General features: G+C 42.5%; 7 protein-coding genes. 5 read left to right on the top strand and 2 right to left on the bottom strand.

What is annotated here, in order from left to right; all coding sequences use genetic code 11:
- Window positions 1-146: 146 nt before the first annotated feature.
- Window positions 147-704, bottom strand: coding sequence for an SRPBCC family protein (locus tag V7K44_RS00990; protein WP_334927759.1), 558 nt, complete (start codon window positions 702-704; stop codon window positions 147-149).
- A gap of 421 nt (window positions 705-1125) precedes the next feature.
- Between V7K44_RS00990 and V7K44_RS00985 the strand changes: the two genes are divergently transcribed.
- From V7K44_RS00985 to lpxD, 5 genes are all read left to right on the top strand, one after another.
- Window positions 1126-1320: a hypothetical protein gene (locus V7K44_RS00985; protein ID WP_334719259.1), complete on the top strand. Its 195-nt coding sequence runs from the start codon at window positions 1126-1128 to the stop codon at window positions 1318-1320.
- 147 nt (window positions 1321-1467) lie between these two features.
- A complete protein-coding gene (gene rd, locus V7K44_RS00980) occupies window positions 1468-1632 on the top strand; it encodes a rubredoxin (RefSeq protein ID WP_334927756.1) in 165 nt (54 codons plus the stop codon).
- A 51-nt stretch (window positions 1633-1683) separates the two neighbouring features.
- A complete protein-coding gene (locus tag V7K44_RS00975) occupies window positions 1684-2925 on the top strand; it encodes an NAD(P)/FAD-dependent oxidoreductase (protein WP_334927769.1) in 1242 nt (413 codons plus the stop codon).
- 238 nt (window positions 2926-3163) lie between these two features.
- Window positions 3164-4246, top strand: a complete 1083-nt coding sequence (locus tag V7K44_RS00970; RefSeq protein ID WP_334927754.1) for a hypothetical protein — start codon at window positions 3164-3166, stop codon at window positions 4244-4246.
- A 129-nt stretch (window positions 4247-4375) separates the two neighbouring features.
- Window positions 4376-5428: a UDP-3-O-(3-hydroxymyristoyl)glucosamine N-acyltransferase gene (gene lpxD, locus V7K44_RS00965; RefSeq protein WP_334927752.1), complete on the top strand. Its 1053-nt coding sequence runs from the start codon at window positions 4376-4378 to the stop codon at window positions 5426-5428.
- A 162-nt stretch (window positions 5429-5590) separates the two neighbouring features.
- On the opposite strand, the gene V7K44_RS00960 is transcribed toward lpxD, so the two are convergent.
- The gene (locus V7K44_RS00960; protein WP_334927750.1) at window positions 5591-6496 is read right to left on the bottom strand and encodes a CoB--CoM heterodisulfide reductase iron-sulfur subunit B family protein; all 906 of its coding nucleotides are present in this window, start codon (window positions 6494-6496) and stop codon (window positions 5591-5593) included.
- Window positions 6497-6720: the final 224 nt, after the last annotated feature.

Below are 6720 nucleotides of genomic sequence, written 5' to 3'. Positions count from 1 at the left end.
CACCATTGTGTTCAGTTTAACCATTGAGTTTTACCCACTTGACAAAACTCTAATTTTCTTAACTTGACACCAATGGCAGGATGCCCACCCCACAAGATGGATAATTTATTTCTTTTCAGTTTTGAAACCAACAGCGCCGGAATTTTTTATTGATTTTTACACATAACTTGTCGCATTTTACGCATATTTGCAGGCAACTCTAAATTCATCGCTTGTTGAATAAAAATAGATGGAATCGGAATTAAAGGTGTCGCTTGCACAGTATAAGCAAGTATTGTGCCATTACCACAATCTTGTAGTTCTAAATTGGCGTTAAAGTCCTCAAAAGTCCCATTTACCATGCGAAATTGGATTTGCTGCCCCAGCACTTCTACAACATTGAGGTAAATTTCCACTTGAGCCGTAAAAAAGAAGAAGGCTTTTTGTGCTGCTTGATACAGACGTTTGACTTCACCTTTATGTATTACCTCACTCTTGGTGATATCGGGAAAATATTGTACCCAGCGGGGATAATCAGTTAATTGCTGCCAAACGTGCGATCGCACCATCGGCAAATACATCCAAGCTGTCACCGCGCCACCCGATATCTTGTGCGATCGCGTTTCTAGCAAAATTTCACCCTGTACCAGCAACTTTTGCTTGTCTTGACTCCAAGCCATATCTGAACCTGCAATAATTGAATCTGATATATAAGACGCAGACATAATGATTAAGTTACTCCTCAACTCATCCACCTAAATAGAGTTGAAACTACAAGCCATAAAACTTGATTTAGATCCAACCCATTATTAAATTAGTTCCAGTTTAATACTTATCTTTTCCGGAAAGGATGATTTTTTGCTCATCATTTCAGTTACTTTACTGTAAAAACTGTGTTTCTTATTACAATTAACATAATTAATACTCCAGTGAGCATTGTTAAAGTAATACTTGTAGATGAAAAACTGCGTTGTTAACAGCTAGAATGGCACAAACACGATTTAACATCAAGTACTTTGCCCTAACGTTTGGATAGTATCTCTCGGTTTTACGTGTTATTTCTGATGAAACTACAACTTCATCGTAACTTCATATTTTAATTATCAATATCAAGTGTAATGTCTGTTGAGTTGAGAGGAAAATTAGGTGAGTCAATCTTCTTTAAATCGTAAATTAATCCAGATTTTTGGTATACTTCTCGGCATTAGCGTTGCCGTCTGGGTACTTAGAGGTATTGGTATTCTGACTTTTATCCCAGGTGGAATTATTTGGCTACTGCTACTTGGCGCGATCGCGATCGGAATTATTAGTTACGCTCAAAGGACATGGTGGCGTTTTTAGTCAAATGACAAATGACAAATGACTTTGCGACGCAGTTTGATTTTCATCCCGTAGTCTCGTTTAAGAATTGTAGCTTGCCTATTTTGACTCATTGCCAAAAGTATTTAATAGAAAAGCAATGCCAACAATTTACGAGGGGAAAGGAACATGGCAAAGTATAAATGTACTGTTTGTGGCTATATATATGACCCAGTAGAAGGCGATCCAGATAGCGACATAGCACCGGGAACAGCCTTTGAAGATATATCAGAAGATTGGTCGTGTCCAACTTGCGGTGCAACAAAAGACGACTTTGAACCTGATGAAGAGTAAAAATAACAGCTAGCCTAGAAAGTAGGTGCTGTAAAAGAGACATTTTTGAAATTGTTACCGTTACAAATTGTAGTGATTGGGGGTGGGGCAGCAGGATTTTTTGGCGCGATCGCTTGTGCTAAAGCCAATCCTGATGCCCAAGTTACTTTACTCGAAGCCAGCCGTCAACCCCTAGCGAAAGTGCTAATTTCTGGTGGCGGACGCTGCAACGTAACTCACGCTTGCTTTGAGGCGGAGGAGTTAGTGCAAAATTACCCCAGAGGTGCAAAAGCTTTGCGGGGTGCTTTGACTCGGTTTGGGCCTCAAGATACAGTAGCTTGGTTTGCTGCTGGTGGAGTCTATCTCAAAACGGAAGCTGATGGCCGGATGTTTCCTGTCACCAATACTTCAGAAACCATTGTGGAATGTCTGATTAAATCGGTGGCAAAATCTGGGGTAAAACTCCGCATCGGTACGCATGTAACTTCGGTGAAACGAACCACAGCAGATGGGGTTTTTGATATTCTTCTGAAGTCGGGAGAGACAATTAAATGCGATCGCCTACTTTTGGCAACTGGTAGCAGCCTTGCGGGTTATAAAATTGTTCGAGAGTTAGGTCATCAGATTGAACCGCCAGTACCCTCGTTATTTACCTTCAACATTGTCGATCAAAAGTTGCGGGAATTGGCGGGAGTTAGCGTTAATCCTGCTCAATTAAGGTTATCTGCGGGCGGGAAATCCCAATTGCAACAAACTGGGCCATTACTAATTACCCACTGGGGTTTGAGTGGCCCGGCTGTTTTGAAGCTTTCTGCTTGGGGTGCGAGAGTTCTGCACGAAAAGCGCTATCAAGCCACATTATTAATTAATTGGTTGCCTAATTTGCACCAAGAACAAGTGCGAGAAAAAGTTTTAGCAGTTAAAGATGAATGGGGAAAGAAAGCGATCGCATTGCATCGTGGCGTCGATCTCCCGCATCGTCTCTGGCAATATATCATTGCCCGTGCAGGCATTACCACAGAAGACCGTTGGGCAGAAATATCTAGTAAAACCTTAAATCAACTTGTGCAAGAACTTACTCAGGGACAATATTTAATCAACGGTAAAGGAGCCTTCAAAGAAGAATTTGTTACCTGTGGCGGTGTCAAGCTCAAAGAAGTAAACTTCAAGACGATGGAAAGTCGGTTAGTTCCTGGTCTTTATTTTGCCGGAGAAATCTTAGATATTGATGGCGTTACCGGTGGGTTTAACTTCCAAAGTGCTTGGACAACCGGGTATTTAGCAGGCTTGGCAATGGCGACTGGCCACGAATAGTCTGCCGATCCAAAATTGATGGATTTGGAGTGACACAAAGACGCGGAGATTTTTCTCCGTGTTAACCTGAACTTATTTACCAGTTCTTTAGGAACAAGCGATCGCTACTTAACTATATTTACTTATCAAAATTAATACTAATCCTCCAGCATTTCCCACCTTGCCACTCTATATTCACACCAGCCACCCTAGAGAAGACAAATTTTTCCGGGTGTATTACTTTTTTCATAAAAAATATATGAATACTGATAAAAATGCTGCGTCTGAAATTACGTTGCAGGGAAGCCAGTATATGCTGCATGGCTTTCCAGTGCTTGGTATTCCTGATGAGGAGAGGGCTGTAAAATACTTCAGCCTCAATCCATTTCTACCAAATGTCCAGAACCGTTGCCCAATTGAATGTGCCTATTGTGTCTGCCATCAAGACCGTGACTGGCATCATTATCCACAAAACTTTCAGGATGTCTCAGCTCCGGTTGACCTACTTGATCTTTTGCTAGACTACATTTTTGCTACCCAGGAGGGACAAAAGGGCTTTCCAATTTCACTGTGCGATTACTCTGATCCTTTTATTCCAGCCCATCGAGAACGCGTATTATCAATTCTGGATGCACTAATTGACCGCAAAGCTGCCAACATCGTCTACATAACTACCAAAGTCCATCCTGGTCAATCGTTTCTAGAACACCTCAAAAAAACTCTAGAGCGACCTCATTCCCTTCGAGTCACTGTCTTTGTTAGTCTACCTCCCTTGAAACCAGGCTATGAGCAAGCCTCAATTCAGAGTCGGGTACAGTTGCTGCAAGATTTAGTAAACCTTGGCATTCCCTGTTGTTGGTATCTGCGTCCACTGGTTGAAGAGTGGTTTGATGAAGCCTTAATGTGGCAATTAGCACGTACATTATTGCCTCACGTTTCCCGTCACGTTATTCTGTCCGGGCTTGTGATGTCTGAAGAGATTGAAGCGAGTCTATTGAAACAAGAATTAATCGTTCCAGAATGGGATCGCACACAACCAGGACGTAAGCAATACTTGTCATTAGAGTTCGAGTCAAAACTGCGCTCAATTCTCAGCACTGTCGCTAGCGAGCAAAATATTTCTCTCGGCCCGGTGATGGGACATCGGCTATGCGGTAGTAACGGCAATCATGCCTATGGCTGCTTGATTTGCGCCAAACAAAATCGGTATTGCCAGCTTTTTCAACTTCATCACTATGGTGAAACGATCGCTACCGAAGATAATCAACGCCTCAAGACGCTATTGAGACAAGATTCAGTGAAAGTAAGCTCACGAGAGCCATCAACAGAAGAATGTCAGTAAAGTAATCCAACCAGAAGCTAGGAACAGTCTGATTGGTTTTATCACTACGTATTTACAAAATTATTCTATTGGAACATAAAGAGGGAAAATTATCTTGCAATTGTAGATCAACTTTGAACACACCCAACAATGAAATTCAGCGAAATCCTCCGTCAATTTGGTGACGCGGCTACCAATCATAGCCTGAATAGTAACCCAGACCAAGACCCAGAAATTACAGGGGTAGCAGCCATTGATGAAGCTACCAACGGTACGCTCAGTTATGTAGAAAGTGCAAAATTTAAATCTTTTGTCGGCAATACCAATGCTAGTGCTTTAATTTTGCCCCAGGACGAAAAATTACAGGCGCTTGCACAAGAGAGGGGTATTGTCTGGCTAGCAACCCCAGATCCACGACTGTTGTTTGCCAAAGCGATCGCCCTTTTTTATCAACCATATCGCCCTACCCCAGAAATTCATCCTACCGCTGTGATTCACTCCACCGCAAAAGTTGGTAGTGATGTTTATATTGGCCCCCATGCTGTGATTCAACAAGGGGTAGAAATTGGTAATGGTGCAATCATTCATCCCAATGTAGTAATTTATCCAGATGCCAAAATCGGCGATCGCACCATTTTACACGCCAACTGTACCATCCACGAACGCACCCGCATCGGTGCAGATTGCGTTATTCACAGTGGTGCTGTCATCGGTGCAGAAGGCTTTGGTTTTGTTCCCAGCCGGACTGGTTGGTTCAAAATGGAACAATCAGGCTGTACAGTTTTAGAAGATGGCGTGGAAGTTGGCTGCAACACTGGCATTGACCGCCCAGCAGTCGGAGAAACACGAGTAGGTCGCAACACAGTAATTGATAACTTAGTGCAAATAGGTCACGGTTGCCAAATTGGTTCTGGCTGTGCGATCGCAGGTCAGGTTGGCATGGCCGGAGGTGTTAAACTGGGAAATCGCGTTATTTTAGCTGGACAAACAGGAATAGTCAATCAAGTGAAGATGGGAGATGGGTCGATGACATCTGCTCAAACTGGAATTCACAGCGATGTTGCACCAGGAGAAGTTGTCTGCGGAACTCCAGCCCTTCCTTACAAACTGTATCTCAAGGTATGTGCTGTTTATGGTCGCCTGCCAGATATGTATCAATCGCTAAAACAATTGCAACGTCAATTCAAAAATAGCAATGATTAAGCTGAAAGTTATCTAAATTACATAACCAAATTCAAAATAACTCTTGTGGGGCGTGAATCTTGCACGTCCCATTCTGTATTCTTCTTCAACAAAACAATTATTACTATCCAAAGTCCAATCAATTAACCAGACAAGGGACTTAAGCCCCTTGTACTCCATAAACTAAAATCCTAATTTTTCCAACACTGGCTTTGTGGAAACAATGTGACGGTCTAAACCCAGTTCTTTTGGACTAACGCCAAGTGCCAAAGCAATCAACTGGGGTAAATGTAACACTGGTAAACCTAGCTTTTGTTCAATCACCTTTTCTACCTCTGGCTGACGCGAATCTAAATTTAAGTGGCACAGAGGACAAGGTGTAACTATACAGTCAGCCCCAGATGCTAAAGCGTCCTGAATATGCATCCCCGCCATCTTAAAAGATTGGGTAGTAGCATAACTAGCAAGCGGCCAACCACAACACTGTGTCCGCCCTCGGTAATAAATTGGTGTTGCCCCCACCGCCCGAAACATATTTTCCATTGCTTCCGGTTGGAAGGGGTCGTCATAAGGCATAGATTTTTGGGCGCGGAGGAGATAACAGCCATAAAAAGCCGCACATTTTAATCCAGTTAACTTTCGGGTGACACGTTTGGTAATTTCCTCTAAACCGTAATCTGTTACTAAGGCGTAAAGAAGATGTTTAACGTCAGTACTGCCGCGATAAGGCGAACAGCCTTCTTTATTTAGCAAGCCATTAACCTGTTCCATGTAGACAGGGTTAGAAGTCTTACATTCCTTCAGGTGTTCGTTGACATGACCGATAACACCTTGACAAGTGCTGCAATGGGTAAGTAAGGGCAGATTTAATTCTTCTGCTAGGGCAATATTTCTGGCGTTGACTGTATCTTCTAGCAGTTGCGAATCTTCTTTAAATGTGCCTGAACCGCAGCAAGCAGCTTTTTTAAGTTCAACTAGTTCAATGCCTAATGCTTGGGTAAGCGCTTGAGTTGATTGGTAAAGTTCCCGACAGGCCCCTTGAGCAACACAACCAGGGAAGTAAGCGTATTTCAGTGTCTGAGGTAGCATAGAAGTATGTTTGGGTTAGAGCGATCGCTCTAAACAATAACTGTTTTATCATTCCCTTGTTAGCACTAAAGTTATGATGTTTGACGTTTAGCTACCTTTAACCTAGAAGCTTAAAGGGTCGCGGCATCTACATATTCTTAACTGCTAGCCAGGCTGTAAATACTGATCGAGACATTGTAAAAAATTTTAGCAATAATTGGAAAACCGAAACATTTACACGGTAT

The sequence above is a fragment of the Nostoc sp. genome, from assembly GCF_036917235.1.
Lineage (GTDB): Bacteria > Cyanobacteriota > Cyanobacteriia > Cyanobacteriales > Nostocaceae > Nostoc.
This window is presented reverse-complemented; position numbering and strand designations above follow the sequence as displayed.

Bases quoted from the DNA above. Each gene is read 5' to 3' on its own strand.
- V7K44_RS00990 (WP_334927759.1), bottom strand. From the start codon at position 704: ATGTCTGCGTCTTATATATCAGATTCAATTATTGCAGGTTCAGATATG.
- rd (WP_334927756.1), top strand. From the start codon at position 1,468: ATGGCAAAGTATAAATGTACTGTTTGTGGCTATATATATGACCCAGTA.
- V7K44_RS00970 (WP_334927754.1), top strand. From the start codon at position 3,164: ATGAATACTGATAAAAATGCTGCGTCTGAAATTACGTTGCAGGGAAGC.
- lpxD (WP_334927752.1), top strand. From the start codon at position 4,376: ATGAAATTCAGCGAAATCCTCCGTCAATTTGGTGACGCGGCTACCAAT.
- V7K44_RS00960 (WP_334927750.1), bottom strand. From the start codon at position 6,496: ATGCTACCTCAGACACTGAAATACGCTTACTTCCCTGGTTGTGTTGCT.